General features: G+C 74.4%; 24 protein-coding genes. 14 read left to right on the forward strand and 10 right to left on the reverse strand.

What is annotated here, in order from left to right:
* Positions 1-28 precede the first annotated feature (28 nt).
* The 4 genes from ACH01S_RS26505 to ACH01S_RS26520 are packed head-to-tail and all read left to right on the forward strand — an operon-like array spanning position 29 to position 2625.
* The gene (locus ACH01S_RS26505; RefSeq protein WP_067897064.1) at positions 29-742 is read left to right on the forward strand and encodes an energy-coupling factor ABC transporter permease; all 714 of its coding nucleotides are present in this window, start codon (positions 29-31) and stop codon (positions 740-742) included.
* Positions 743-755: 13 nt separating this feature from the next.
* Entirely contained in the window at positions 756-1100 is a 345-nt protein-coding gene (locus ACH01S_RS45475) for a PDGLE domain-containing protein (RefSeq protein WP_067897067.1), read from the forward strand.
* Positions 1100-1864, forward strand: a complete 765-nt coding sequence (gene cbiQ, locus ACH01S_RS26515; protein ID WP_067897070.1) for a cobalt ECF transporter T component CbiQ — start codon at positions 1100-1102, stop codon at positions 1862-1864. The genes ACH01S_RS45475 and cbiQ overlap by 1 nt, the downstream gene beginning before the upstream one ends.
* Complete coding sequence (locus ACH01S_RS26520; RefSeq protein ID WP_067897073.1) at positions 1861-2625, forward strand: energy-coupling factor ABC transporter ATP-binding protein; 765 nt, start codon at positions 1861-1863, stop codon at positions 2623-2625. The genes cbiQ and ACH01S_RS26520 overlap by 4 nt, the downstream gene beginning before the upstream one ends.
* 19 nt (positions 2626-2644) lie before the next feature.
* Here the strand turns inward: ACH01S_RS26520 and ACH01S_RS26525 are convergent, their stop codons facing one another.
* Both ACH01S_RS26525 and ACH01S_RS26530 read right to left on the reverse strand, forming a co-directional pair.
* The gene (locus tag ACH01S_RS26525; protein ID WP_067897076.1) at positions 2645-3748 is read right to left on the reverse strand and encodes a TolB-like translocation protein; all 1104 of its coding nucleotides are present in this window, start codon (positions 3746-3748) and stop codon (positions 2645-2647) included.
* Positions 3745-4221: a SigE family RNA polymerase sigma factor gene (locus tag ACH01S_RS26530; protein ID WP_067897079.1), complete on the reverse strand. Its 477-nt coding sequence runs from the start codon at positions 4219-4221 to the stop codon at positions 3745-3747. Before ACH01S_RS26530 ends, ACH01S_RS26525 begins: the two co-directional genes overlap by 4 nt.
* Before the next feature lie 335 nt (positions 4222-4556).
* On the opposite strand from ACH01S_RS26530, the gene ACH01S_RS26535 reads away from it, so the two are divergent.
* The gene (locus ACH01S_RS26535) at positions 4557-5504 is read left to right on the forward strand and encodes an ATP-binding protein (RefSeq protein ID WP_174564914.1); all 948 of its coding nucleotides are present in this window, start codon (positions 4557-4559) and stop codon (positions 5502-5504) included.
* A gap of 43 nt (positions 5505-5547) precedes the next feature.
* Positions 5548-6627: a hypothetical protein gene (locus ACH01S_RS26540; protein ID WP_067897085.1), complete on the forward strand. Its 1080-nt coding sequence runs from the start codon at positions 5548-5550 to the stop codon at positions 6625-6627.
* Between the two features lie 25 nt (positions 6628-6652).
* Here ACH01S_RS26540 and ACH01S_RS26545 read toward each other — a convergent pair whose 3' ends face one another.
* On the reverse strand, positions 6653-7129 hold the full coding sequence (locus ACH01S_RS26545) for a ribose-5-phosphate isomerase (protein ID WP_067897088.1): 477 nt from the start codon (positions 7127-7129) through the stop codon (positions 6653-6655).
* Between the two features lie 44 nt (positions 7130-7173).
* Complete coding sequence (locus ACH01S_RS26550; protein ID WP_067897090.1) at positions 7174-7401, reverse strand: hypothetical protein; 228 nt, start codon at positions 7399-7401, stop codon at positions 7174-7176.
* 120 nt (positions 7402-7521) lie between these two features.
* Between ACH01S_RS26550 and ACH01S_RS26555 the strand changes: the two genes are divergently transcribed.
* Positions 7522-8640: a PP2C family protein-serine/threonine phosphatase gene (locus ACH01S_RS26555; protein WP_067897092.1), complete on the forward strand. Its 1119-nt coding sequence runs from the start codon at positions 7522-7524 to the stop codon at positions 8638-8640.
* Positions 8641-8653: 13 nt separating this feature from the next.
* On the opposite strand, the gene ACH01S_RS26560 is transcribed toward ACH01S_RS26555, so the two are convergent.
* Positions 8654-9763 (reverse strand): serine/threonine-protein kinase, encoded by a 1110-nt coding sequence (locus ACH01S_RS26560; protein ID WP_067897094.1) that lies wholly within the window; start codon positions 9761-9763, stop codon positions 8654-8656.
* 460 nt (positions 9764-10223) lie between these two features.
* Between ACH01S_RS26560 and ACH01S_RS26565 the strand changes: the two genes are divergently transcribed.
* Complete coding sequence (locus ACH01S_RS26565; protein ID WP_169809358.1) at positions 10224-11588, forward strand: sensor histidine kinase; 1365 nt, start codon at positions 10224-10226, stop codon at positions 11586-11588.
* 26 nt (positions 11589-11614) lie between these two features.
* Here the strand turns inward: ACH01S_RS26565 and ACH01S_RS26570 are convergent, their stop codons facing one another.
* Complete coding sequence (locus ACH01S_RS26570; protein WP_148344752.1) at positions 11615-13060, reverse strand: amidase; 1446 nt, start codon at positions 13058-13060, stop codon at positions 11615-11617.
* Between the two features lie 72 nt (positions 13061-13132).
* Here ACH01S_RS26570 and ACH01S_RS26575 point away from each other — a divergent pair, with 72 nt between their 5' ends.
* Together ACH01S_RS26575 and ACH01S_RS26580 are read left to right on the forward strand one after the other, a co-directional pair.
* Entirely contained in the window at positions 13133-14623 is a 1491-nt protein-coding gene (locus ACH01S_RS26575) for a carboxyl transferase domain-containing protein (protein ID WP_148344753.1), read from the forward strand.
* A complete protein-coding gene (locus ACH01S_RS26580; RefSeq protein WP_067897104.1) occupies positions 14620-15237 on the forward strand; it encodes a class I SAM-dependent methyltransferase in 618 nt (205 codons plus the stop codon). Before ACH01S_RS26575 ends, ACH01S_RS26580 begins: the two co-directional genes overlap by 4 nt.
* Positions 15238-15257: 20 nt before the next feature.
* Here ACH01S_RS26580 and ACH01S_RS26585 read toward each other — a convergent pair whose 3' ends face one another.
* A complete protein-coding gene (locus ACH01S_RS26585) occupies positions 15258-15503 on the reverse strand; it encodes a hypothetical protein (protein WP_067897107.1) in 246 nt (81 codons plus the stop codon).
* Positions 15504-15652: 149 nt separating this feature from the next.
* On the opposite strand from ACH01S_RS26585, the gene ACH01S_RS26590 reads away from it, so the two are divergent.
* Complete coding sequence (locus ACH01S_RS26590; RefSeq protein ID WP_067897110.1) at positions 15653-16372, forward strand: type 1 glutamine amidotransferase; 720 nt, start codon at positions 15653-15655, stop codon at positions 16370-16372.
* Here the strand turns inward: ACH01S_RS26590 and ACH01S_RS26595 are convergent.
* Positions 16317-17027 (reverse strand): gamma-glutamyl-gamma-aminobutyrate hydrolase family protein, encoded by a 711-nt coding sequence (locus ACH01S_RS26595; protein WP_067897118.1) that lies wholly within the window; start codon positions 17025-17027, stop codon positions 16317-16319. The genes ACH01S_RS26590 and ACH01S_RS26595 overlap by 56 nt on opposite strands.
* Entirely contained in the window at positions 17024-18493 is a 1470-nt protein-coding gene (locus ACH01S_RS26600; RefSeq protein WP_067897121.1) for an aldehyde dehydrogenase family protein, read from the reverse strand. Before ACH01S_RS26600 ends, ACH01S_RS26595 begins: the two co-directional genes overlap by 4 nt.
* A 108-nt stretch (positions 18494-18601) precedes the next feature.
* On the opposite strand from ACH01S_RS26600, the gene ACH01S_RS26605 reads away from it, so the two are divergent.
* Genes ACH01S_RS26605 through ACH01S_RS26615 form a run of 3 tightly spaced genes read left to right on the forward strand, consistent with a single transcriptional unit; the run spans position 18602 to position 21788 of the window.
* On the forward strand, positions 18602-20050 hold the full coding sequence (locus ACH01S_RS26605; protein ID WP_067897123.1) for an aldehyde dehydrogenase: 1449 nt from the start codon (positions 18602-18604) through the stop codon (positions 20048-20050).
* Entirely contained in the window at positions 20038-20943 is a 906-nt protein-coding gene (locus ACH01S_RS26610; RefSeq protein WP_067897124.1) for a DODA-type extradiol aromatic ring-opening family dioxygenase, read from the forward strand. Before ACH01S_RS26605 ends, ACH01S_RS26610 begins: the two co-directional genes overlap by 13 nt.
* The gene (locus ACH01S_RS26615; protein ID WP_067897236.1) at positions 20940-21788 is read left to right on the forward strand and encodes a fumarylacetoacetate hydrolase family protein; all 849 of its coding nucleotides are present in this window, start codon (positions 20940-20942) and stop codon (positions 21786-21788) included. Before ACH01S_RS26610 ends, ACH01S_RS26615 begins: the two co-directional genes overlap by 4 nt.
* A 3-nt stretch (positions 21789-21791) precedes the next feature.
* On the opposite strand, the gene ACH01S_RS26620 is transcribed toward ACH01S_RS26615, so the two are convergent.
* Positions 21792-22724, reverse strand: coding sequence for a TIGR03619 family F420-dependent LLM class oxidoreductase (locus tag ACH01S_RS26620; RefSeq protein WP_067897127.1), 933 nt, complete (start codon positions 22722-22724; stop codon positions 21792-21794).
* Positions 22725-22760 lie beyond the last annotated feature (36 nt).

Genomic DNA, 22760 nt, shown 5'->3' on the forward strand with positions numbered 1-22760 from the left:
TATCGAAAACGGGTAGGGGCGGTGAAGCATGCACGTACCGGACGGATTCATCGACGCGCCGGTGTCGGTCGCGGCCGGGGCGGTCGCGGTCGTCGGGGTGGGGATCGCGCTGCGCGGCGCCAGGCGGGAGCTGGACGACCGCACGGCGCCGCTCGCCGGGCTGACCGCCGCGTTCGTGTTCGCCGCGCAGATGCTCAACTTCCCGGTCGCGTCCGGGACGAGCGGGCATCTGCTCGGCGGGACGCTCGCCGCGATCCTCGTCGGGCCCTACACGGGCATCCTGTGCGTGTCGGTCGTCCTGCTCATGCAGGCGCTGCTGTTCGCCGACGGCGGCCTCACCGCGCTCGGCGTCAACATCACCACGATGGCGCTGGCCACGGTCGTCGTCGGGTACGGGCTGTTCCGGCTGCTGGTGCGCGTGCTGCCGAAGACGCGGGCCTCCGTCGCGGGGGCCTCGTTCGCCGCCGCCGTCGTCTCGGTGCCCGCCGCCGCCGTCATGTTCACGCTGATCTACGCCCTCGGCGGGACGGCGGACGTGTCGCTCGGCAAGGTCGCCGCCGCGATGATCGGCGTGCACGTGCTGATCGGCGTCGGCGAGGCCGTGATCACCGCGGTGACGGTGTCGAGCGTGCTCGCCGTCCGGCCGGACCTCGTGCACGGGGCGCGCGGGCTGATCAGGCCGCTGGAGCTGCGCACCGCCGCCCGTCCCGCCGACGGACCGGCCGAGCCGTCGCGGGCCTGAGAGGAGCGATTCGATGACCACCAAGAGGTTCTTCGCCGGGTTCCTGATCGTCTCGCTCATCCTCGCCGGGATCGTCAGCTACTACGCGAGCGGCGACCCGGACGGGCTGGAGAAGGTCGCGTCCGACAAGGGCATCTCCGCCAAGGAGAAGGACCACTCCCTCAAGGACTCGCCGCTCGGCGACTACGGCGTCAAGGGGATCGACGACGCGCGGCTGTCCGGCGGACTGTCCGGCGTGATCGGCGTCGGGGCCGTCCTGCTGGTCGGTGGGGGGCTGTTCTGGGCCGTCCGGCGGCGCGGCGCCGCCGCCGCTGCGGAGCAGGCTGAGGCCCCGGCCGAGCCGTCCCGGAAGGGCTGATGGGCGCCGGGCACGCGCACCGGCTGTACGTGCCCGGCACGTCGCCGGTGCACCGCCTGCCGCCGCAGTGCAAGCTCGTCGCCGTCCTCGCGTTCGTGCTGCTGGTCGTCGCCACGCCCCGGGAACGGGTCTGGGCGTTCGGCGTGTACGCGGTGCTGCTGGCGGTCGTCGCCGCGACGGCCCGCGTCCCGTTCCGGACGGTCGCGCGCCGCGTCGTGATCGAGGTGCCGTTCGTCGCGTTCGCGTTCCTCATGCCGTTCGTCGCGAACGGGGACAAGATCAGCGTGCTGGGGCTGCGGCTCAGCGAGAGCGGCCTGTGGGGCGCCTGGAACATCCTCGCCAAGGGGACGCTCGGCGTCGTCGCGTCGATCCTGCTCGCCGCGACCACCGAGCCCCGGCTGCTGCTCCTCGGCATCGAGCGGCTGCGCATGCCGCAGCTCATCACGCAGATCGCGACGTTCATGCTGCGCTACGGCGACGTCGTCGCCGCCGAGCTCGGCCGGATGAAGGTCGCGCGGGCGTCGCGCGGCTTCGAGGCCCGCGACGTCCGCGCCACGCGGGTGCTGGCGAAGTCGGTCGGCGCGCTGTTCCTGCGCTCGTACGAGCGGGGCGAGCGCGTCCACCTGGCCATGCTGAGCCGGGGTTACGACGGGCGGATGCCCGTCACGCACGACGTCGGCGCGTCCGCCGCCCAGTGGACGGCCGCCGCCGCGCTGCCCCTCGCCGCCGCCCTCGTGACGCTGGCTGCTTGGATGGTGCCATGACCGCGCAAGCGCCGCCGTCGCTGGAGGTGACGGGCCTCGCCTACGCCTATCCCGACGGCACGCAGGCGCTCTACGGCGTCGACCTGACGATCGGGCGCGGCGAGCGCGTCGCCCTCCTCGGGCCGAACGGGGCCGGGAAGACGACGCTCGTCCTGCACCTGAACGGCATCCTGCACGGCGGCCTCGGCGCGGTGCGGGTCGGCGGGCTGCCCGTCGACGCCAAGGACAAGAAGACGCTGCGGGAGATCCGCCGCCGCGTCGGCATCGTCTTCCAGGACCCCGACGACCAGCTCTTCATGCCGACCGTCCGCGAGGACGTCGGGTTCGGCCCCGCGAACCTCGGCCTGCGCGGCGCCGAGCTGGACCGCCGGGTCCGGGACGCGCTGACCCGCGTCGGCATGCTGGACGTCGCCGACCGCCCGCCGCAGCACCTGTCGTTCGGGCAGCGCCGCCGCGTCGCCGTCGCGACCGTCCTCGCGATGGAGCCGGAGATCCTCGTGCTGGACGAGCCGTCCTCCAACCTCGACCCGGCGAGCCGCCGCGAGCTCGCCGAGATCCTCCTCGGCCTGGACGTGACCGTCCTCATGGTCACGCACGACCTGCCCTACGCGGCCGAGCTGTGCCCGCGCTCGGTCATCCTGTCCGGCGGCGTCATCGCCGCGGACCGTCCGACCCGGGACCTGCTGACCGACGCCGACCTGCTCGCCGCGCACCGGCTGGAGCTGCCGTTCGGCTTCGACCCGGCGGCCGCCGTCCGCTGATCCCGGGGGACGGCCGCGATCAGCAGACGATCTCCCTGTTCAGGACGTTCCCCGTGTCGTGGACGGCCACGGCGCGCCCGCTCCGCAGATCGAGCCACTCCAGCGCGGTACCGGTCCCGAGCAGCAGGTGGCGGCCGTCGGCGGAGCGGCAGGAGAGGGTGAACGCCGCCCGCTCCAGCACCGTGCCGGTGACCGCGCCGGTGGCGGGGGACACCTCCACGAGCCTGGCGCGCGACGCCCGCGCGGACTCCACGAGGAGGCTCCGCCCGTCCGACCGCAGCCACAGGTTCCGCACCTCGTCCAGCGGGCCGGGGACGGGCACGGCGGGACGGCCCCAGGAGGCCGTGTCCCCGGGGAGCGTGCCGGTGTCCAGCACCCGGACGCCGTCGCCGCGGGGCGAGGAGAACCAGGCGAGGGCCAGTCGGCGGCCGTCCGCGCTCAAGGACAGGTACTCGGCGTACCCCGTCAGGTCCCAGGCCCTGCGGTGCCCGCTCGCGACCTTCTGCACCGTCAGGGCGACGCCCGGACGGTCCGGCCCCTTGCCCGCGTCGACCGTGAACGCGAGGGTGCCGCCGTCGGCGGAGGCGGTCAGGCGCCCGACGGACCCGCCGGGGAGGTCGCCGCCGGGCAGCGGGTCGAGCGCGACGGTGCGGCCCCGGTCGTCGACGCGCAGGCGGTACAGGCGGTCCGGCCCGTCCGCGCCGTCCTCGGGGGTGCCGAGCAGGAAGAAGGTCCGGTTGCCCGCGGTGCCCGCCGCCGCCGACCAGCGGCCCACGCCGCGCGGGGTGGACACCTCCTGCAGCGAGCGTCCCGTGGACGGGTCGATGATCCGGGCCCGGTCGTGGACGTTCGGACCCTCGGAGGGGGGCAGCGCGAGCAGGTAGCGCGTCGCCGCCGAGACGGGGCGCGTGTCCGGCGCCTCGCCGCGTCGCCCGGTGACCAGCACGGCGCCGGCCACGACCATGGCGACCATGAGCACGGCGGCGACCGGCGCCCAGGTGCGGGCCGTCCTGCGGCGGGACGGCGCGGCCTCCGGCGTCGACAGCGGTCTGAGGTCCTCCGGCCGCACCGTCGCGGCCGCGGCGTCCAGCGCCCGCCCGAGCCGTTCCTCGATCTCGTTCACCGTCGCTCCTCCAACCTGCCGGCGAGCGCGGCCAGCGCCCGCGCCGACGTCGACTTCACGGTGCCGCGGGAGATCCCGGCGGCCTCGGCGATCTGCGCCTCGTCCAGGCCGAGGTAGAACCGCAGGACCAGGACCTCGCGCTGGCGGTCCGGCAGCGTCCGCAGGGCGGCCAGCACCTCCCGGTGCTCCTCGCCGAGCAGCGCGGCGGACTCGGCCGACCAGACGGGCGGCTCGTAGTGGCGGTGCAGGCGCCCCGCGAGCTTCCGCCGCCGCAGGACGGTGCGGCACCTGTTGACCACGGCGCGGCGCGCGTAGGGCAGCATCCGGTCGTGGTCGCGCAGCCGGTCCAGCCTGGCGTGCATGGCGGCGAACACGTCCTGGACGACGTCCTCGGCCGTAGGCCGGTCGCCGACGACGAGCAGTGCCAGCCGCACGAGGGACACGTGATGGTCGGCGAACAGCGCGGTGAGCATGGCCGCCGGACCGTCCTCGCCCCCGGGGCCCGACCCGCGGGCTACCGCTTCTTCTGTTTCCACACCTATGACACCCGCGAGGCCGCGCCGGGGTTGCTCGCCGTGGCCGATTCGTCGGCGTCCCCGCTCCCGGCCGCGCCGCGGCGGCGGACGCGCGGTGGGGAACCGGCCTGTTCACAGGGCTCCGGCCGCCTCGCACGGCGTTCGCGGCGGGTGCTCACACCGGGTGAATTTTCGGTTCGGGGTTTCCGCTTGCGCGCGGACTCCCGGGCTTGCCAGACTCGTGACCCCGAAGGAACAACGGTTACGGTTTTCATTTCCGAAATGGGGTTTTCGTGAAGGTTGCGTTCGTGGGAAAGGGCGGCAGCGGCAAGACCACCCTGTCGTCGCTGTTCGTCCGGCACCTCGCCGGGCGCGGGCTTCCCGTGGTGGCCGTCGACGCCGACATCAACCAGCACCTCGGCGTCGCGCTCGGCCTCGACGAGGACCGCGCCGCCAAGGTCCCCGCCCTGGGCGACCGGCTCACCGAGATCAAGGAGCACCTGCGCGGCGACAACCCGCGCATCTCCTCGGCGTCCGCCATGGTCAAGACGACCCCGCCGGGCGAGGGCTCGCGGCTGCTCCGCTTCCGCGGGGACGACCCGGTCCACGCGGCGGGCCAGGAGGTCGGCGGCATCACGCTGCTCGCCACCGGGCCGTTCAACGACGACGACCTCGGCGTCGCCTGCTACCACTCCAAGACGGGCGCGGTCGAGCTGTACCTCAACCACCTCGTCGACGGTCCCGGCGAGTACGTCGTCGTCGACATGACCGCGGGCGCCGACACGTTCGCGTCCGGGCTGTTCACGCGGTTCGACCTGATGTTCCTGGTCGCCGAGCCCACCCGCAAGGGCGTCGGCGTCTACCGGCAGTACACCGAGTACGCCCGCGACTACGACGTCGCCATCCGCGTCGTCGGCAACAAGGTCCAGTCCGAGGACGACGTCGCCTACCTCCGCGAGCACGTCGGGGACGACCTGCTGACGTGGGTCGGGCAGTCCGCCGCCGTCCGCGCCGTGGAGCAGGGCCGCGCGGGCGTCCCGCTGGAGGACGCCAACGCCGCCGCCCTCGACCGCATGCGCGCCGAGGTCGACTCCCGCGCCAAGGACTGGGACAAGTTCCAGCGCCAGGCCGTCGAGTTCCACGTCAAGAACGCGCGGAGCTGGGCGAACCGGGCGACGGGCGAGAACCTCGAAGCGCAGGTCGATCCGGGGTTCCGGTTCCCGGTCGCCTACGCGGGGTGACGAACGCCTACCGGCGGCGGGTGATCGGCACTACCCTTCGACCATGACGATGCGCCGGATCCTCATGATGGCGGGCGGCGCCGTGCTCCCCGTCGCCGTATTCGCTCTCCTCTTCGACAACCAGTGGGTCGTCGACGCCATCAGGGACAGCGACTTCAGGTACAACGAGGGCATCGGCCCGCTCGTCTCGTGGTCGCACGCGCTGGCCTGGCGGTTCACCCCGGCCGACGGGTCGAAGTGGACGTTCGTCCTCGCCGTGGACTTCACCACCCTGCTGTTCTTCGTCCTGCTGGCGGCGCTCGTCGCGGCGGCCGGGCGGATCCTCGACCCGAACCGCGGCCCGCTCGGCGCGCTGATCGTCGGCTGGTGGGCCGCGATCGTCGCGGCCGGGATCGGCGGGCTCGTCTTCGGCCCCCTGCTGTACTGGACGCTCGACCTCAGGTCCGCGTCGGAGGCGATCTTCTCGTCCATCAGCCAGGGCGTCTCGTCCGGCTTCGCGTTCGGCTGGATCGCCGGGCTCGGCGCGGTGGGCGGCTTCCTCATGTCCCGGCCGCGGACGCCGGGCGTCCAGCAGCCGTACGGGGGCGGCGGGCAGCCCTACGGCGCCCAGCAGGGAATGCAGCAGGGGATGCAGCCTCCGCAGCACCCGCAGCAGCCGTACGGCGGGCAGCAGCAGCCGTACGTCCCGCAGCAGCCCGGCCCGCAGATGCCGCAGCAGCAGATGCACCAGCAGCCCATGCCCCAGCAGATGCCGCCGCAGCAGCAGATGCCGCCGCATCCGTCGGCGGTGCCGTACGTCCCGCCGCAGGGCCAGCCGCAGGGGCAGCAGCCGCCGTGGGGCGTCGCGGCCGCGCCGCCGCAGCAGCAGCCGGGAGCGCCCGCGCCGCAGCAGTTCGGCGCGCCGCCCGTCCCGCCGCAGCAGCCCGCCCAGCCCGCCGCTCAGCCCGCCCCGCAGGCGCCCGCGCCGGAGCCCGCGGCGGACGAGGAGGAGCCGGCCGAGCCCGAGACCGCGGCCGAGCGGTCCGACGCGCCCGCCGACCCGCCCGAGGACACCCCGGAGCGGGACGACGACGACCTCGACCTCGCCGACCGCACCCGGATCGACCGCCAGCGCGACGAGTAGACCCGGGGAGGGCGGTCGGCGCCGGTCAGGCCTCGTCGGGCAGCGGCGGTAGCTCGCCGGTGCGCTCGTACTCGGAGAGCATCTCGATCCGGCGGGTGTGCCGCGGCTCGCCGGAGTAGGCGGTGCCGACGAACAGCTCCAGGAACCGGGTCGCGGTCGCGAGGTCGTGCTGCCGGGCGCCGATGCTGATGACGTTCGCGTCGTTGTGCTCGCGGGCGAGGCGCGCGGTGTCCTCGTTCCAGACCAGCGCGGCGCGGACGCCCTTCACCTTGTTGGCCGCGATCGCCTCGCCGTTCCCGGAACCGCCGATCACGACGCCGAGCGTGCCGGGCTCCGCGGCCGTCCGCGCGGCGGCGCGCAGGACGAACGGCGGGTAGTCGTCCGCGGCGTCGTACCCGAACGCGCCGCAGTCGACGGCCTCGTGCCCGTTCTCCTTCAGCCAGGAGACCAGGTGCTCCTTCAGCTCGAAGCCTGCATGGTCGGTTCCAAGAAACACGCGCATGGGCCCGATTGTGGCAGGCTCCGGGACCCGGCGGCGCGCCGGGGCTAGCCGCCGTCCGCGGACGGCCTGCGGGGCGCGCCGCCGCGTTTGCCGAGGCGGCGCCGCTCGTTCTTGGCCGCCTTCGTCCGCCGTCCGGCCCCCGGCGCCGGGTCACCGGCTCCGGGCGGCTGCGCGGCGGGGGGTGGCTGCTCACCGCCCTCGGGCCTCGGCCGGGACACGTCCCGCGCCCGCATCGCCGCGTCCACCGTGATCCGCATGCCGGGCTGCCCCATGTGCCGCTCCCTCGAAGAACGCAGGTAACCAGGATCATAGGAGGCTGGACCGTTGCAAGGCCCCGCCGGTGCCCCGGATGCGGGCCCCCGGACGTGTTTGGTCGGTACAGTGCCGGAGTAATGCTTCAACGACTGGTGCACGTCCTTCCGCCGAGGCTGCGAGCCGTGCTGCGCAGGATCCCGATCCTGGTGCTGCTGTATCGCTGGCTCCGGAGGGGCAAGCTCACCAGGGAGCGGTACATGTTCGCCGGGCTGGCGGCCGCCGCGATCGCGATCGGGCTCGCCACCTCCAGCGACTCGCGCGGTCTCGCCCCGTCCGGCGCGCTGGTCCTGATCGTGCTCGGCGGCGGGCTGCTGCTGAAGGTCCGCGCCCTGCTCGCGCTGCTCGGCGTCGTCGTGGCGATGGCGGCCTACAACGCCTCGCAGGACGTCGCCGCGATCGGCCCCGGCATGATCGCCACGCTGACGATCACCGCGGTGCTCGCGCTCAGCCTCGCCCGCACCCGGCAGAAGCTCGGCGTCCAGGGGCTGCGCGGCGACTCGATGCTGCTGGAGCTGCGCGACCGGCTGAAGCGGCAGGGCGAGCTGCCCGAGCTGCCGGACGGCTGGGGCTCGCAGGTCGTCCTGCTGCAGGCGGGCGGGTCGTCGTTCGGCGGCGACTTCGTCGTGTCGACCTGCGACGGCGGGACGCTTGAAGTGGCGCTCGTCGACGTGTCCGGGAAGGGCACCGACGCGGGGACGAGAGCGCTCATGCTGTCCGGTGCGTTCGGAGGGCTGCTTGGATCGGTCCAGCCTGATCGCTTCCTGCCCGCGTGCAACGTCTACCTCCAGCGCCAGCGGTGGGACGAGGGCTTCGTCACCGCCGTCCACGTCGTCGTCGACCTGAAGACCGGCGAGTACACGGTGGAGTCGGCGGGCCATCCGCCCGCCGTGCAGTTCGACGCGGGCAGCGGCGTCTGGCAGGTCAGCTCGGCGAAGGGCGTGGTGCTCGGCGTCGTCCCCGACCTGCGGTGCGTGCCCGAGCACGGGACGCTCCGCCCCGGCGACGCGCTCCTGCTCTACACCGACGGGCTGGTCGAGTCGCCGGGCAGCGACCTCGACGCGGGCATCGACCGGCTGCTCGGCGAGGCGGAGCGGCTCGTCCCGCAGGGCTTCGGCAGCGGCGCGCGGGAGCTGGTCGAGACGATGGCGGCGGCCCGCGACGACGACTGCGCCCTCGTCGTGATCTGGCGCACCTGACCGACCGGCGGCGCTAGCGGCGCGAGCGCTGGTCGGTCCGGCCTTGGGCGCGGCCGACGAGGATGGCGCCGATCAGTACGCTCCCGGCGGCGGCGCCGAGGCCCGCGAGCAGCCGCGTCCGCGACGACGGCCCGGTCACCGCCCACCCGAGCGGCGTGAACGCCTTGGTCGGCGTCTCCACCGGATCGGCGGGCGGGCGCGGGAACGCGGGCGAGGGCGCCGGGCGCGGCCGCCGCGGCACGGCGATCTCCACCCCGCCCGCCGCCACGGCCGCCGCGGGCGCCGGACGCGCCGCCGCCCCGACGCCGACCGGCGGCTGCGCGACGAGCGCGAGCAGCAGGTCCGACGCGGGCGGACGGTCCGCGGGATCGCGCGCCAGCGCCCACCGCACCGCCGGGACGAGCGGCTCCGGTAGCCCGGACAGGTCCGGCTCGTCGGCCCCGGTGCGCAGCGTGGCCGGGTCGCCGCCGATGGGCATGCGCCCCGTCCCGGCGTGCGCGACGAGGCAGCCCCACGCGAACACGTCGGCGGCCGGGGTCGCGGGCCCGCCGATGAGCACCTCGGGCGCCATCCAGCCGGGCGTGCCGAGGACCTTGCCGGTCGCCGCGGTCGCGCCGGGCATGTCCTGGCTCCGCGCGATCCCGAAGTCGATGACCCGGCAGCCGGACAGCGTGAGCATCACGTTGGCGGGCTTCAGGTCGCGGTGCACGAGTCCGGCCGCGTGGATCGCGGCGAGCGCGGACGCGACGCCGACGGCCACGCCGTGCAGGTCGGCGGCGGGCAGCGGGCCGTCGTCGACGAGCCGGTCGTGCAGCGAGATGCCGCCCACGTACTCGGTGACGAGGTAGGGGCGGCCGTCCTCCTCGCCGTGCGCGAGGACCCGCGCCGTGCAGAACGAGGCGACGCGCCCGGCGAGGTACGCCTCGTCCTTGAAGCGGCGGCGGTAGGACGGGTCGCCCGCGAGGTGCGGATGGATGGTCTTCACGGCGACGCGCCCGCCGGACACCGGGTCGGCGCCGAGGTAGACCGTCCCCATGCCGCCGGTGCCGAGGCGGCCGAGCAGCGTGTGGCCGCCGACCTCGCGCGGGTCGGCGGGTTCGAGCGGCCTGATGTCTCCGTCCATGCCCGCTCCCGTGGCTCCGTTCCCGACGTTTCGTCTCCGACGTTCCGTTCCCGGGGCTCCCGGCGTCCTCCGGGGCCTCCGGCTCCGGTGTTCCCGCGGTCTCTGACGTCTCCGCGGGCACCCGGTGTCTCTCCCGCAGTCCCGTCCATCCCCGTTCGGCGGCGGATTATGGCGTGATCTTCCAGGAAGTGCGCGGACCGTCCGCTGGAACGCGCCATTCGCAGGGGCGGCGGATCGTCCGGAAATGTGGCGGCCATGCCCGCGCAACGCCGTGTGCACCGGGGCGCCACACCGGGCGGGCCGGGACGTCCGCCCAGCGTGCGGCCATGTTTCGGCGGGCAATGACCAGGTAACAACCAGTTCTGCGTTCAACCCCCCGGGCGCTGGACGCGCGCTGGACGGGCGCGGCGCCCGGCGCCGCGCGCGGACCGCGCGTGCCGGAAGGGGGAGGGACGCCGGGGTGCGGAGATTCCGGGGCGTGCTGTCGCCGTCGCGCTGGTCGCTGCGGACCCGCGTGACCGCGGCCGCGACCCTCGTCGTGGCGCTCCTGCTCACGGTCGGCGCCGTCATCTTCTACGAGGCCGTCCGCGGCGTCGTGTACGGCGGGCTGCACGAGCGGGGCGACTTCGTCGTCACGGACCTCAGCACGCTCGTGCACAGCACCGACCCGCACGGGACGCTGCCTGTCCAGGACACCGAGTTCACCCTCCTCCAGGTGGTGAGCGAGGAGGGCGCGCTCGTCGCGTCGAGCGACTCGCTGAGCGGGCACGGGCCGCTGGACGTCCCGCCGCCGCGCAGGCCGGGGCATCCCGAGGCCCGCACGATCGAGATCCCGGGGAAGGGCGTCGTGTACGTCGTCTCCGAGAAGGTGCGCTCGCCCGGCGGCTGGCGGATCGTGCACGTGGGCGCGCCCAGCACGCTGTTCGTCCGGTACCGGGGCCTGCTCGTCGGGCTGCTCACCGGACTGGTGGTGATCGCGACGGTGGCGCTCGCCTGGATCGTGTCGCTGTCGGTGCGGCGGGCGCTGCGCCCGGTGCGGGTGATGAGCGGCGAACTGGCCGAGATCACCGGACGCGGCGCGGGCCGCCGGGTCACCGTGCCGGGCCCGAAGGACGAGGTGTCCGAGCTGGCGGAGTCGGTGAACGTGACGCTGGGCAGGCTGGAGGCCGTCCTCACCCGGCAGCGCGGCTTCGTCGCGGACGTCTCGCACGAACTGCGCAGCCCGCTCACCGGCCTCCGCGCCCAGCTCGAGGTCGCGCTCGAACACCCCGAGGACGAGGACTGGCCCGCCGTCGCCCGCGCGGCGCTCGCCGACGCCGACCGGCTCCAGGGGATCGTCAGCGACCTGCTGATCCTCGCCAAGCTCGGCGCGGGCGTGCACGTCGCGCGGGAGCGGGTGGACCTCGGCGAGCTGGTCCGGGCGGAGACGGGGCGGCGGGCCCGGCGCGTCCCGATCGAGGTGCGCGCGCCCGACGGGGTCATGGTGAGCGCCACCCCGCACCATCTCGTCCGGCTGCTGACGAACCTGCTCGACAACGCCGAGCGGCACGCCGCGTCGCGGGTGTGGGTGACGGTCGCGGTGGACGGCGGCGACGCCGTCCTGGAGATCCTGGACGACGGCGTCGGCATCGCCCCCGAGGACCGCGAGCGCGTCTTCTGGCGGTTCCAGCGGCTCGCCGAGGGCCGGGGCCGCGACCCGGGCGGCACCGGGCTCGGCCTGACGATCTCCCGCGACATCGCCCGCGCGCACGGCGGGACGCTCGTCGCCGCCGACAGCGACAAGGGGGCGCGGTTCGTCCTGCGCCTCCCGCTGGACGACGGCTGAGCCCCGTCGCGAGGGCGGGCACGGGCTCAGGCGAGCGGCGGGCGGCGGGCGCCGTGCCGGGTGGCCCGCTCGAACGCGTGCCCGATCCGCAGGACGTCGAGGTCCGCCCGGTGCGGGCCGACGATCTGGAGCCCGACCGGGAGGCCGTCCCCGGTGAACCCGGCGGGCACCGACAGCGCGGGGCAGCCGGTCGCCGAGACGAGGAAGCACGACCGCATCCATTCGAGGTAGTCGGGCATGGGGTGCCCGGCGACCTCGTCCGGGTACTCGATCCCGGCGTCGAACGGCGGGACCTGGCTGACCGGGAGGAGGAGCGCGTCGTACCGTCCGAAGAACTCCCGCACGCGGTGGAACAGCGCGGTGTGCAGGGCTTCGGCGCGCCCGATGTCGGAGCCGGACAGGACGCGTCCGGCCTCGATGTTGGCGGCGAGGGACGGCTTGAAGTCGGCGCGCCGCTCGTCCAGGAGGGGGCCGAGGGCGACGTCCCAGTGCCAGGCGCGGAGCGTCCGGAAGACCTCGTCCGCGCCGGACAGGTCGGGGCACGCCTCCTCGACCGCGCAGCCCAGGTCCTCGAACACCTTCACCGCCGGTTCGAGGACGCCCGTCACGGCGGGGTCGACGGGGACCGTCCCGCCGAGGTCGGGGGACCAGGCGACGCGCAGCCCGGCGAGGTCGCGGTCGAGCGGGACGGCGAACGCCGGGCCCGGCGTCTCCAGCGCGATCGGGCTGCGCGGGTCGGGGCCCGCGAGGACGGACAGCAGCAGCGCCGCGTCGGCCACGGTCCGCGCCATCGGGCCCTGCACGCCCATCGTCGCCCACCCGGCGGGCACCGGCCAGGACGGCACCCGTCCCGGCGACGGGCGGAACCCGACGACGTTGCAGAACGACGCGGGGTTGCGCAGCGAGCCGCCCATGTCGCTGCCGTCCGCCACCGGGTGCATGCCGCACGCCAGCGCGGCCGCGGCGCCGCCGCTGCTGCCGCCCGCCGACCGCGACGGGTCGTAGGGGTTGCGGGTCACGCCGAACACCGGGTTGAACGTGTGCGACCCGGCGGCGAACTCCGGGACGTTGGTCTTGCCGAGCGTGATCGCCCCGGCGGCGCGGATCCGCTCGATCACCAGGTCGTCGGCGTCCGGGACGTGGTCGGCGAAGATCGGCGAGCCGGACGTCGTGCGGATCCCGGCGGTGGCGTGCGTGTCCTTGTGCGCGACGGGCAGGCCGTGCAGCGGACCGGGGGCCGCGCCCCGGGCGAGCCGCTCGTCGGCGTCCCGCGCCTGGTCGAGCGCGCGCTCGGCGACCAGCGTGACGATCGCGTTGACCCGCGGGTTCGTCCGCTCGATCTGGTCGAGGTGCGCGCGCACGACCTCCCGCGCGGACAGCTCGCGCGCGCGGATCCGGCGGGCCAGCTCGCGGGCGGACGCGAAGCAGATCTCCGCGTTGCCCTCCTCGGACACGGCGCTTTCATCGGACACGGCGACGTCCCTTCTGCCACGGTGCCTCCAGTGTCCACCCCGGACGGCTCCTGACCAGCCCTCACGGTCATGATGGAGCACGTGACGGAACGGGTCGGCGCGCGCGGGCTGCTGCGCCGCGTGCTCGACGGCGGCCGGTGGACGTCCTGGGACGTCCCGCCCCGCGCCGGGCCCGAGCCCGGCTCGCCCTACGGCCGGGACCTCGCCGCCGCCCGCGAGCGCAGCGGCTGCGACGAGGCCGTCCTCACCGGGGAGGGGCGGCTGCGCGGCCGCCGCGTCGCGTTCGTCGTGTCGGAGTTCGGCTTCCTCGCCGGGTCGATCGGGCTCGCCACCGCCGACCGGATCGTCGCCGCCGTCGAGCGCGCCGCCGCCGAGCGGCTGCCGCTGCTCGCCGCGCCGTCGTCCGGCGGGACCCGCATGCAGGAGGGCACGGCCGCGTTCGTGCAGATGGCGCGCATCACCGCCGCCGTCACGGCGCACCGCGCGGCGGGGCTGCCCTATCTCGTCTACCTGCGGCATCCGACGACCGGGGGAGTGTTCGCGTCGTGGGGGTCGCTCGGGCACGTCACGGCGGCCGAGCCGGGCGCGCTGATCGGGTTCCTCGGGCCGCGCGTGTACGAGGGGCTGCGCGGCGAGCCGTTCCCGCCGGGCGTGCAGGTCGCCGAGAACCTCGCCGCGAAGGGGCTGCTGGACGCCGTGGTCGGCGTCGACGACCTGGGCGGGGTGGCGGCCCGCGCGCTGGACGTCCTGTGCGGCGCCCCTCCGCCCGCCGCCGCCGCGCCCGCGCGGACCGTCCCGGCCGCTCCGCCGGAGACCGGGGCGTGGGAGTCGATCGAGCGGTCGCGGCGTCCGGACCGTCCCGGCGTCCGCGACCTGCTGCGGCACGGCGCGGCGGACGTCACGCCCCTGTCGGGCACCGGCGAGGGGGAGGCCGACCGGGGGATCGTCCTCGCGCTCGCCCGGTTCGGCGCGGCGCCGTGCGTCCTCGTCGGCCAGGACCGGGCCGGCCAGCGCGCCGGGCACCCGCTCGGCCCGGCCGGGCTGCGGGTCGCGCGGCGCGGCATGCGGCTCGCCGCCGAGCTCGGCCTGCCGCTGGTCACCGTCGTGGACACGCCGGGCGCCGCGCTGTCGGCCGAGGCGGAGGAGGGCGGCCTCGCCGGGGAGATCGCGCGCTGCCTCGCCGACCTCGTCACGCTGCCCGCGCCGACGCTGTGCCTGCTGCTCGGCGAGGGGACGGGCGGCGCGGCGCTCGCCCTGCTGCCCGCCGACCGGGTCCTCGTGGCGCGGCACGGCTGGCTGTCGCCGCTGCCGCCGGAGGGGGCGTCGCTGATCGTCCACCGCACCCCGGCCCGCGCGGACGAGCTGGCGGCGGCGCAGGGCGTCCGGGCGGCGGACCTGCTCCGCGACGGGTTCGCCGACGTCCTCGTGGACGAGCGCCCCGACGCCGCCGACGAGCCGGAGCCGTTCTGCCGCCGCGCGGCGGCCGCCGTCGGACGCGAGCTGGCCGGCCTCGCGCCGGGCACGGCGGCGTCCCGGCAGGCGCGCTACCGTGCGGGATCATGACCGAATCCGCCACGCGCGAGGCGTATGACGCCGTCGCCCGGCTCTACGCCGACACGTTCCGCGACGCCCTCGCCGACATGCCGCTGGACCGCGCCATGCTCGCGGCGTTCGCCGACCTCGTCCGGGGCCTCGGCCCCGTCGCCGACCTCGGCTGCGGGCCGGGGCGGCTGACCGGCCACCTGGTGTCGCTGGGCCTGGACGCGTTCGGGATCGACCTGTCGCCGGAGATGATCGAGCTGGCCCGCGCCGAGCACCCCGGCCTGCGGTTCGACGTCGGGACGATGGCGGCGCTCGACCTCGCGGACGAGAGCGTCGGTGGCGTCCTCGCCTGGTACTCGACGATCCACACCGCCCCGGCCGACCTGCCGCAGGTCTTCGCCGAGCTGCACCGGGTGCTCGTCCCCGGCGGGCACCTGCTGATCGGGTTCCAGTCCTGCGGCGGGGACCGGCCGCTGCCGCACGACCACCGGGTCGCGCCCGCCCACCTCTGGCCGCTGGAGCCGATGGCCGTCCTGCTCGCCGAGACGGGTCTTGTGGAGGTGTGCCGCGTCGGCCGCGCGGCCATGGAGGGCGAGCGCGTCCCCTCGGGCCACCTGCTGTTCCGCAAGCCCTGAGACGGCGCGCGGGTGTGGGGTCAGGGGGCGGGTTCGCCGGGGCCAGGCGCGCGGTGCCAGGGGCGGTGGCGGCGCAGCCGCCGGGTGCCGCGTCGGCGGCGCGGCAGGTACCCGGCGAGCAGGGCCGCGAGCACGCCCGCCGCCGTGACCGTGAACAGGGCACCGAGGGTCCGCGCGACGATCCAGTGCCGCAGGCACTGCCTGGCCCGCCCGCACGGACCGGGGACGGTCCGCTCGGCGGGGCCCGCCGCGGTGCTGTCCGCCATGTGCTCCGCTTCCCTTTTCGGCGCTTTCCTGTTCCGGGTCGCCCTGATTCGGTGACAGCATGTCATGGAACGGCCACCGCGCGCATCGCGGTGTACCGGGTACGGAAAAGTCGTTTGGGGGCTTACGATTTGGTCCGGGAGGGGGTGCCGTGCGCGCGTTGCTGGTACAGCATGATCATGTGTCGCCGTCCGGGCCGGTCGGGGAGCGGCTGGCCCATCACGGGTACGAGGTCGCCGAGCTCATGGTGGTGCCCGAGGAGCGGCAGCACACACCGGACGTGACCTTCGACTTTCCCGATCCGGAGGAATGGGATCTGATCGTCCCGATGGGCGCGCCCTGGTCGGTGTACGACCCGGCGGTCGCGTCGTGGGTCGGGCCCGAGCTGCGGATGCTCGCCGCCGCGCACCGCGCCGGGGTCCCGGTCTTCGGGGTCTGCTTCGGCGGCCAGGCGCTCGCGGCGGCGCTCGGCGGCCGCGTGGAGCGGTCGCCGAGCCCCGAGATGGGCTGGGTGGACGTCGAAACGGACGACCCGTCGATCGTCGGCCCCGGCCCCTGGTTCCAGTTCCACTTCGACCGGTGGGTCCTGCCGCCGGGCGCCGTGGAGGTCGCGCGCAGCGCCGTGTCCTCGCAGGCCTTCGTCCTCGGACGGTCCATGGGCGTGCAGTTCCATCCCGAGATCACGGCCGAGGAGTTCGGGCTCTGGGCGGCGCACGGCGCCGCCGCGCTCATGCGCGCCCGGGGCATCGACCCGGACGCGGTGCTGGCCGAGGTTCAGCGGGACGAGGCCGAATCGACCCGCCGCACCTTCGCCCTCATCGACGCCTTCCTTGAGCGGACGAACGGGCGGAAGCCTGCACCAGGGCGGTGAACAGCGCCTGCTGGGTCCGGTCGGTGGCGGCCGTGTCCTCGGGATGCCACTGGACGGCCAGGAACCACTGCCCGGGTTCCGCCAGTTCCGCGCCCTCGATCGTCCCGTCGAACCCGAACGCCGTCGGGGTCAGGGCGGGGGCCAGGGACGCTATCGACTGGTGGTGGTAGCAGGACGCGGCGGTCTCCTCCGTGTCCAGGGTCTTGGCCAGCAGGGTGCCCGGCTTCACCGTCACCGAATGCACCTTGTGCCGGTGGTCGCGCGGCATGTGCTGGTTGAGCGTCCCGCCGAGGACGGTGTTGACGATCTGGAGTCCCCGGCAGATCGCGAGGGTCGGGACGCCCGCCTCCAGGACGTGGGCGGCGAGCGCGAGGTCGAACTCGTCCTGCTCGTCGTCGACGTCGTAAAGGGCTTCGTGCTCGGTCTTCTCGCCGTAGTGGCGCGGGTGCAGGTCGCCGCCGCCCGGCAGCAGGACGCCGTCGCAGCGGGCCAGCCGGGACGCGTCGAACGGCGCCGCCGGATGCATCACGAACGGCTCGCCGCCCGCCCGGAACACCGCCTCCACCAGGGCGCGGGCGGCGACCTCGGCCCGATAGCGCAGCGCGGACGCCGACTCGGAGAAGCGAGCCGGAAGAGCGATCAGCGGGCGGGTCACAGTTCGATCCACGTGGTCTTCAGGTCGGTGTACTTGTCGAGGGCGTGGAGGGACTTGTCGCGTCCGTGGCCCGATTGCTTGACGCCGCCGAAGGGGACGCTCATGTCGCCTTCCTCGTAGCAGTTGACCCAGACCGTCCCGGCGCGGAGGGCGCGCGAGACGCGGTGCGCGGTGGACAGGTCCGTCGTCCAGACGGCGGCGGCCAGGCCGTAGTCGGTGTCGTTGGCGAGCGCGACGGCCTCGTCCACGTCGTCGAATTCCAGCACGGCGAGGACGGGCCCGAATATCTCCTCCCGCGCCACCCGCATTCCGGGTTTCACCTGGTCGAACACCGTGGGGGAGATGAAGCGCCCGTCCACCCGTGCGCCCGTGCGCAGGCGGGCGCCGTCCGACTGCGCGGCCCTGATGTGGGAGAGGACGCGGGAGTGGTGCGTGGCGGAGACCAGCGGGCCCATCTCGGTGGCCGGGTCGAGCGGGTCGCCGGTGCGCAGCGACTCGGCGCGGGCGACGACGCGGTCCACGACCCTCGCGGCGATCGAGCGGTGGACGAGGAGCCGCGACGGCGCCGTGCACATCTCGCCCGCGTTGAAGAAGATGCCCCACGCGGCGGTGTCGGCGGCGGCGTCCAGGTCGGGGGCGTCCGGCAGGATGATGTTCGGCGACTTCCCGCCGAGTTCCAGCCACACGCGCTTCAGGTTGGAGTCGGCGGCGTAGCGGAGGAAGTGGCGTCCGACCTCCGTCGAGCCGGTGAAGGCGAGGACGTCGACGCCCGGGTGCTCGCCGAGCGCGCGTCCGGCCACCTCGCCGGGGCCGTTGACGACGTTGAACGCGCCGGGCGGCAGCCCCGCCTCGGTGGCGAGCGCGGCCAGGTGCAGCGCCGACAGCGGCGACTCCTCGGCGGGCTTGAGGACGACCGCGCACCCGGCGGCGAGGGCCGGGGCGAGCTTCCACGCGGCCATCGTCAGCGGGAAGTTCCACGGGACGACCGCCGCGACGACGCCGACCGGCTCCCGGGTGACGAGCGCCAGCGACGAGGAGGCGGTGCGCGGCGACTCGTCCAGTTGCTTGTCGGCGGCCTCGGCGTACCAGCGCAGGCAGTTGAGCACGGCGCGCAGCTCGATCCCGTACGCCTCGGTGATCGGCTTGCCCATCTCCAGGCTGATGAGGAGGGCGAGCGTCGCGCGGTCGCGCTCGACCAGGTCGGCCCAGCGGAGCAGGGCGGCCTTGCGCTCGGCGGGGGAGAGGCGGGGCCAGGGGCCGGTGTCGAAGGCGGCGCGGGCGGCGGCGACGGCCGCGTCGACCTCGGCCGTCCCGGCGGACGCCACGCGCGCGATCGCCCTGCCGTCCCGGGGCGAGACGACCGGTGTCGTGCCGGTGCCGGTGAACTCGCCGCCGATGTGGTGCCCGGTGTACGGGACGAGCCCGGCGGCGCGGGCGCGCCACTCCTCGTACGGGACGTCGTTCACAGGCCCTCCTCGAAATTTCGTTTGATCCCGAACAGTAGTCGCCGCGGCTTGACCATCGCACCCCCGCTTCCTAGATTATTTGGGACCAAACAAAGTGGAGGTGGAGCGATGGCAACCGTCGCGGGGGTCGCCGTCGACCCCGGGCACTGGATCGGCGGCGAGCGCGTCCGGTCGGCGGGGACGTTCACCGACGTCTCGCCGATCGGGGAGACGCCGCTCGCCGAGATCGCGCGGGGCGGGGCGGCCGAGGTGGACGCGGCGGTCGCCGCCGCCCGCCGCGCCTTCCCGGCCTGGGCCCGGACGAGCCGGGACGAGCGCGCCCGGCTGCTGCACGCCGTCGCCGACGGCGTGGAGAAGCGGATCGAGGAGCTCGCCCAGGTCGAGACGGCCGACAACGGCGCGCTGATCCGGTCGCACCGGCGCGGCGTGATGCCGCGGGTCGCGCACAACTTCCGGTTCTTCGCGGACTGGCTGCTCAGGCTCGGGCACGACGACTTCGAGACGCGCGGGCACACCAACCACGTCAGCTGGGACCCGGCGGGCGTGTGCGCGCTCATCACCCCGTGGAACGCTCCGCTGATGCTCGCGACGTGGAAGATCGCGCCCGCGCTGGCGGCCGGGAACACGGTCGTGCTGAAGCCCGCCGAGTGGACGCCGCTGACCGCGTCGCTGCTCGCCGACATCGCCGCCGAGGCCGGGCTGCCGGACGGGGTGTTCAACGTCGTCCAGGGCTACGGCGCGGAGGTCGGCGGCCCGCTGACCGCGCATCCGGACGTCCGGCGGATCAGCTTCACCGGGTCGGTCCCCACGGCCCGGACGATCGCCGCCGCCGCGGCGCCCAACCTGACGCCGCTGTCGCTGGAGCTCGGCGGCAAGTCGCCGCTGCTGGTCTTCGCCGACGCCGACCTCGACCTCGCCGTCGACCTGGCGGTCGAGCAGTACGACAACGCCGGGCAGGTCTGCCTCGCCGCGACCCGGCTGCTCGTCGAGTCGTCCATCGCGGACGAGTTCACCGCGCGCTTCCTGGAGAAGGCCGGGCGGATCGTGCAGGGCGACCCGCGCGACGAGGCCACCGACATCGGCCCGCAGATCCACCGCCGCCACCTCGAACGCGTCGACGGCTTCGTCCAGCGCGCCAAGGCGGACGGGGCGCGAGCCCTCATCGGCGGCGGTCCCAACGAGGAGCTGGGCGGGCTGTACTACCGGCCCACGCTCTTCACGGGCGCGCCCGACGGCGCCGAGATCCTGACCGAGGAGGTCTTCGGGCCCGTCCTCACGCTCCAGACGTTCGACACCGAGGACGAGGCCGTCGCCATGGCGAACGGCACCCGGTTCGGGCTCGCCGCCACGCTCGCCACGGGCGACCCGGAGCGCGCGCGGCGCGTCACCGAGCGGCTCGTCGCCGGGACGGTCTGGGTCAACTGCTTCTTCGTCCGCGACCTGAAGGCCCCGTTCGGCGGGTCCCGGCAGTCCGGGATGGGACGCGAGGGCGGCGACTGGAGCTTCGACTTCTACTGCGACCTGAAGAACACGGTGACGGCGCCATGGGCGAGGTAGTCGGCGCGGGACTCCTCGCGCACGTCCCCACGATCGTGCTCCCCGAGGTCACCCGGCGCGAACTGAACAACGGCGAGGACACCACGCTCGTCTCCGGGCTGGAGCGCCTCCGCCTGGACGTCTTCGAGAAGGACGACTACGACACCGTCGTCGTCCTCGACTCGCACTGGGCGACGACCGTCGAGTTCGTCACCACCGCGCAGGAGCGGCGCGCCGGGCTGTACACGTCCGAGGAGCTGCCGCGCGGCATGTGCCGGATGCCGTACGACTTCCCCGGCGACCCCGAGCTGGCGCGGGCGGTCGCCCGGTACGCCGACAAGCACGGCACGTACATCACCCCGATCGACGACCCCTACCTGCCGATCTTCTACGCGACCGTGAACCTGTGGACGCACCTCGGCGTCCGCGACGACCCCTACCTCGGCCTGCCCGGCAAGCGGTGGATGTCGATCGGGGTGTGCCAGACCGCCGACACCGAGGACTTCCTGCGCCTCGGCCGGGCGCTCGGCGACGCGGTCGCCGCGACCGACCGGCGGGTGCTGCTGATCGCGTCCGGCGCGCTGTCGCACACGTTCTGGCCGCTGCGGGTGATCCGCGACCACGAGGCGTCCGGGCCCGAGCACATCTTCACGCCGGAGGCGCGGGCGGCCGACGAGCAGCGCATCGCGTGGCTGAAGGACGGCGACCACGGCCGCGTCCTCGACGCCATGCCGGAGTTCCTGACCTTCAAGCCCGAGGCCCGCTTCGGCCACTACCTCATGATGATCGGCGCCCTGGGCGAGCACGCCTGCACGGCCCCGGGACGCCTCTACAGCGAGTACGAGAACTCCGTCGGAACCGGCCAGGTGCACATCTGGTTCGACCGCCCCGAGAACGGATGGACCAGCCGATGACCGAGTACCGACGGATCCTGCTGGACGGCGCCGCCACGGTCGTCGTCCGGGACGGCGACGAGCTCGTCAGCGGGGACGGACGGCGCGTCGGCGTCGACGACGCCGTGCATCTGCCGCCCTGCGAGCCGTCCAAGGTCGTGGCGGTGCACCTCAACCACCGGAGCCGCGTCGAGGAGTTCCAGACGAGGCTGCCGTCCGCTCCTACGTACTTCCACAAGCCGATCTCTGCGCTGAACGCGCATGGCGGCGCCGTCGTTCGTCCTGAGCGGTGCAAGTACCTCAACTACGAGGGCGAGATCGCGATCGTCATCGGGCGGACGGCGCGGAACGTGTCGCCGAAGGAGGCCGGGGACTACATCGCCGGGTACACGGTCGCCAATGACTACGGGCTGCACGACTTCCGCGACACCGACGCGGGGTCGATGCTGCGCGTGAAGGGGTCCGACACCTTGTGTCCCCTGGGGCCCGGCCTTGTCACCGACTGGGACTTCCACGGGAAGTACCTGCGGACGTACGTCAACGGCGAACTCGTCCAGGACGGCAGTACGGACGAGATGGAGTGGGACATGCACTACCTCGTCGCCGACATCGCCCGCACCATCACGCTCTATCCCGGGGACGTGCTGCTCTCCGGGACGCCCGCCAACTCGCGTCCCGTCCAGCCGGGGGACGTGGTGGAGGTCGAGGCGGAAGGGCTCGGACGGCTCCGCAACCACATCGTCGCCGGGCCCGTCCCGATCCGGGACGACTGCGGCGCCCAGCCCACCGAGTCGGAGGAGGTCATGTCCACCGTCCTCGGTGGGGACTGGGAGTTCCGCGGGATCCGCCCGCCGCGTTCCTCCTGATTCCTAGGAGGTCAGGGCCGCCGCGCGGGTCACCACCTCGCGGCAGAACGCGCCCACCGCGTCCGGGTCGTCGGTGAACTGGGACGGCTTGATGCAGAACGTCGTGAACCCCTGCTCGACCTGCGCTGGGATGCTCTCCAGCGCGGGTTCGAGCGGGGACACGGAGTCGTCGTCGGGGAACACCGGGCGGCAGCCCCCGATCATCTCCAGGTCGGCGGCGTCGCGGCCGGCGGCGGACATCGCGGTCTTCAGGCGGGCCACCTCGTCCGGCGTCGGGCGGCCCAGCGGGTGGAAGCCGTGCCCGTACTTCACGAGGCGGTCCAGCAGGCGGTCGTGGAGGTGCTGCCCGCCGAACCACATGCGCGGCCCGTCCGGACGGTACGCGCGAGGCTCGAAGTAGACGTCCTCGAAGGAGAAGTGGGTCCCGGAGTAGGAGACCGGGGAGCCGCGCCAGAGCAGGTCCCAGATCTCCAGTTGCTCGTCCAGGATCGCACCCCGCTTCTCGAACGGGACGCCCATCGCGGCGTACTCGTCCCGGCTCCAGCTCACGGTCGGCTGGACGACGAGGCGGCCCTCCGACAGGAGGTCGAGCGTGCCGATGTCGCGGGCCAGCGCCAGCGGGTGGCGGAGGGGGGCGAGGACGGCCGCCGCGGCGAGCCTGATCCGGGTGGTGGCGGACGCGATCGCGCCGAGCAGCATCAGCGAGCCCGGCCACGGGGTGAACGGGTCCTGGTTGCCCGGGTAGGCGTAGTCGCGGGGGTTGCCCATCACGCCCTTCGCGCCCGCGTCCGGGCCTAGGACGATGTGCTCGCTGACCATGACGGCGTCGAAGCCCGCGTCCTCCGCCTCCCGCGCCCAGCGGACGAGGACGGGCAGGTCGCGGCCGGTGGTCAGGGTCCAGTTCTCGCTGAGCACGAGCACGAAACGTGGCGTCATCCCGGTATCGTATGGGCCCAAACGATACCGGGGCAA

Origin of the sequence: Actinomadura chibensis NBRC 106107, assembly GCF_001552135.1 — a bacterium.
GTDB lineage: Bacteria > Actinomycetota > Actinomycetes > Streptosporangiales > Streptosporangiaceae > Spirillospora > Spirillospora chibensis.

What these genes read in the sequence shown, in the direction of transcription:
- ACH01S_RS26505 (WP_067897064.1), top strand. Translation starts at nt 29, where the DNA reads ATGCACGTACCGGACGGATTCATCGACGCGCCGGTGTCGGTCGCGGCC.
- ACH01S_RS45475 (WP_067897067.1), top strand. Translation starts at nt 756, where the DNA reads ATGACCACCAAGAGGTTCTTCGCCGGGTTCCTGATCGTCTCGCTCATC.
- cbiQ (WP_067897070.1), top strand. Translation starts at nt 1,100, where the DNA reads ATGGGCGCCGGGCACGCGCACCGGCTGTACGTGCCCGGCACGTCGCCG.
- ACH01S_RS26520 (WP_067897073.1), top strand. Translation starts at nt 1,861, where the DNA reads ATGACCGCGCAAGCGCCGCCGTCGCTGGAGGTGACGGGCCTCGCCTAC.
- ACH01S_RS26530 (WP_067897079.1), bottom strand. Translation starts at nt 4,221, where the DNA reads ATGCTCACCGCGCTGTTCGCCGACCATCACGTGTCCCTCGTGCGGCTG.
- ACH01S_RS26540 (WP_067897085.1), top strand. Translation starts at nt 5,548, where the DNA reads ATGACGATGCGCCGGATCCTCATGATGGCGGGCGGCGCCGTGCTCCCC.
- ACH01S_RS26545 (WP_067897088.1), bottom strand. Translation starts at nt 7,129, where the DNA reads ATGCGCGTGTTTCTTGGAACCGACCATGCAGGCTTCGAGCTGAAGGAG.
- ACH01S_RS26550 (WP_067897090.1), bottom strand. Translation starts at nt 7,401, where the DNA reads ATGGGGCAGCCCGGCATGCGGATCACGGTGGACGCGGCGATGCGGGCG.
- ACH01S_RS26555 (WP_067897092.1), top strand. Translation starts at nt 7,522, where the DNA reads ATGCTTCAACGACTGGTGCACGTCCTTCCGCCGAGGCTGCGAGCCGTG.
- ACH01S_RS26560 (WP_067897094.1), bottom strand. Translation starts at nt 9,763, where the DNA reads ATGGACGGAGACATCAGGCCGCTCGAACCCGCCGACCCGCGCGAGGTC.
- ACH01S_RS26575 (WP_148344753.1), top strand. Translation starts at nt 13,133, where the DNA reads ATGGAGCACGTGACGGAACGGGTCGGCGCGCGCGGGCTGCTGCGCCGC.
- ACH01S_RS26580 (WP_067897104.1), top strand. Translation starts at nt 14,620, where the DNA reads ATGACCGAATCCGCCACGCGCGAGGCGTATGACGCCGTCGCCCGGCTC.
- ACH01S_RS26585 (WP_067897107.1), bottom strand. Translation starts at nt 15,503, where the DNA reads ATGGCGGACAGCACCGCGGCGGGCCCCGCCGAGCGGACCGTCCCCGGT.
- ACH01S_RS26605 (WP_067897123.1), top strand. Translation starts at nt 18,602, where the DNA reads ATGGCAACCGTCGCGGGGGTCGCCGTCGACCCCGGGCACTGGATCGGC.
- ACH01S_RS26610 (WP_067897124.1), top strand. Translation starts at nt 20,038, where the DNA reads ATGGGCGAGGTAGTCGGCGCGGGACTCCTCGCGCACGTCCCCACGATC.
- ACH01S_RS26615 (WP_067897236.1), top strand. Translation starts at nt 20,940, where the DNA reads ATGACCGAGTACCGACGGATCCTGCTGGACGGCGCCGCCACGGTCGTC.
- ACH01S_RS26620 (WP_067897127.1), bottom strand. Translation starts at nt 22,724, where the DNA reads ATGACGCCACGTTTCGTGCTCGTGCTCAGCGAGAACTGGACCCTGACC.